We start from the raw sequence: 1,525 nt of genomic DNA, 5'->3' as shown, positions 1-1,525 counted from the left end.
GGCCGGAGGGAAAGGGAGAGAAAGAACGAAAGGAGGAACGGAAATGAAGACAAAAGCCTTGAAAACGCGAAAAACGCTGTTGGGAAGAGTTTTGGGAGCGGCTTCCACGGTTCTGCTCGTTGCCGCCTTTTCGGTGCCCAAGGCCCATGCCATGTCGATGTACTGTGTGATCACCGATGACGGCTGCAACTGGTCGGTGTCGTGTACTATTGACCTTGACGACGGTAACGAAATCACCCTTTCGGCAAGCGGGTACGATTGTTGAGGACATACTGTGGGAGGCTACCTCCAGCCTGTGGGAGGTAGCCTCCCTGGAGGTACTCTTTTATGTCGAACATCGCAGTCTACCTATTGGCTTTGGCTGCAGGCAGCACCCCCACCCCTGCACCTCAAGCTCCCAAGCCCACGCCTGCAATCCCGGGGGAATGGGTGATTCTTCGCAATCAGGCCGCAAAGCTCCGAGAAAAATTCGACTCGGACCTCACCTGCGTCCAGGTTCCGCCCCGACTCTTCCATAAACCCCCGGCCAGTTTCCCCGAGAAGCTGCCGCCCGAAGCCAAAATAGCGGCAAGCCACAAAACCCTTGCCCTCCTCGTCCCGAAAGTGGACGAAACCCTTCAGTTGCTTACAGCGGAACGGGGAAGGATCGTCTCGGAGTATTTCCTTCGCAATCCCTGGACGGGCAACCGGCTGCGCGGCTTTGCTATATCGGAAGACGGCACCTATGCCCTGCTGTTTGGCCAAGGCGAGTTCGCCGTTTTCGCCCAGGGCACTTACGTGACCACCGTACGGGCCGACACCAAAAATGCGACCATCGTCAAGGGTGCACTCCACTACTGCCCTTTCCCGCGGCGCCGGCAAGGGAACCCTTTGGGTGAAAAAGAAGAGCTTCCGCCCCTGTGGGTGCGCTCGGAAGTTGACGGTTCGGGTGAGGAGGTATTGCTGCGGGTTAGGCGGGAGCGCTTGGACCCGGAAAAGCCCAACTTGAGCGAGTGGGCCTTGGGCCTTGCCGGCCGCTCCGACGGCAAGCTTTGGCTGGTGGGTCTTTCCAGCGCTGAGGTGATGCTCGCCACTCCCGAGGGACGGATCTTGAGCTCCCGTGTCCTTCCGTTTCGCTTTCCCCTGGACGAAGCTCGCCAACAAGAAGATTTTGCGACCGGCCTTGACTTGTTCGCTCAGTCGGTAGCCCCGTACCTCCAGGACGCCACAAGAAAAAATAGCAAGCTTCGTCTCGTTGTGGAAACCCCGAACAACATCTTTCAACGGGTGTCCGCCCGGGGCAACGACCTGGTCCTCGTCACCACGGGCATTACTGTGCCGTCGCGAGCCGTTCTGGTTTACCGCAGCGATGATAGCGGCGTTCACTGCTTCACCTTTGACGAAAAAACCGACGTGAACCGCCTTGCCGTCACCGACGACGAGATTTGGGTACCCGAGCCCTTCGGGTATTACCGCTGGGGGGAACTCGAAGAGCTCTTTTCGCCCCGAGAGGACAAGGAGGGCAAAGGCACGAGGGCCGAGCATC

General features: G+C 58.8%; 2 protein-coding genes. Both read left to right on the top strand.

Going from position 1 to position 1,525, the window contains the following annotated elements; translation table 11 throughout:
- The first annotated feature begins 43 nt into the window (after positions 1 to 43).
- The gene (locus ABJK56_RS02065; protein WP_347243004.1) at positions 44 to 265 is read left to right on the top strand and encodes a hypothetical protein; all 222 of its coding nucleotides are present in this window, start codon (positions 44 to 46) and stop codon (positions 263 to 265) included.
- 62 nt (positions 266 to 327) lie between these two features.
- A partial coding sequence (locus tag ABJK56_RS02060) for a hypothetical protein (RefSeq protein WP_347243003.1) occupies positions 328 to 1,525 on the top strand: 1,198 nt, incomplete at its 3' end.

Source organism: Thermogutta sp., assembly GCF_039793925.1.
In the GTDB taxonomy this organism is placed as follows: Bacteria; Planctomycetota; Planctomycetia; order Pirellulales; family Thermoguttaceae; genus Thermogutta.
This window is presented reverse-complemented; position numbering and strand designations above follow the sequence as displayed.

Bases quoted from the DNA above. Each gene is read 5' to 3' on its own strand.
- ABJK56_RS02065 (WP_347243004.1), top strand. From the start codon at position 44: ATGAAGACAAAAGCCTTGAAAACGCGAAAAACGCTGTTGGGAAGAGTT.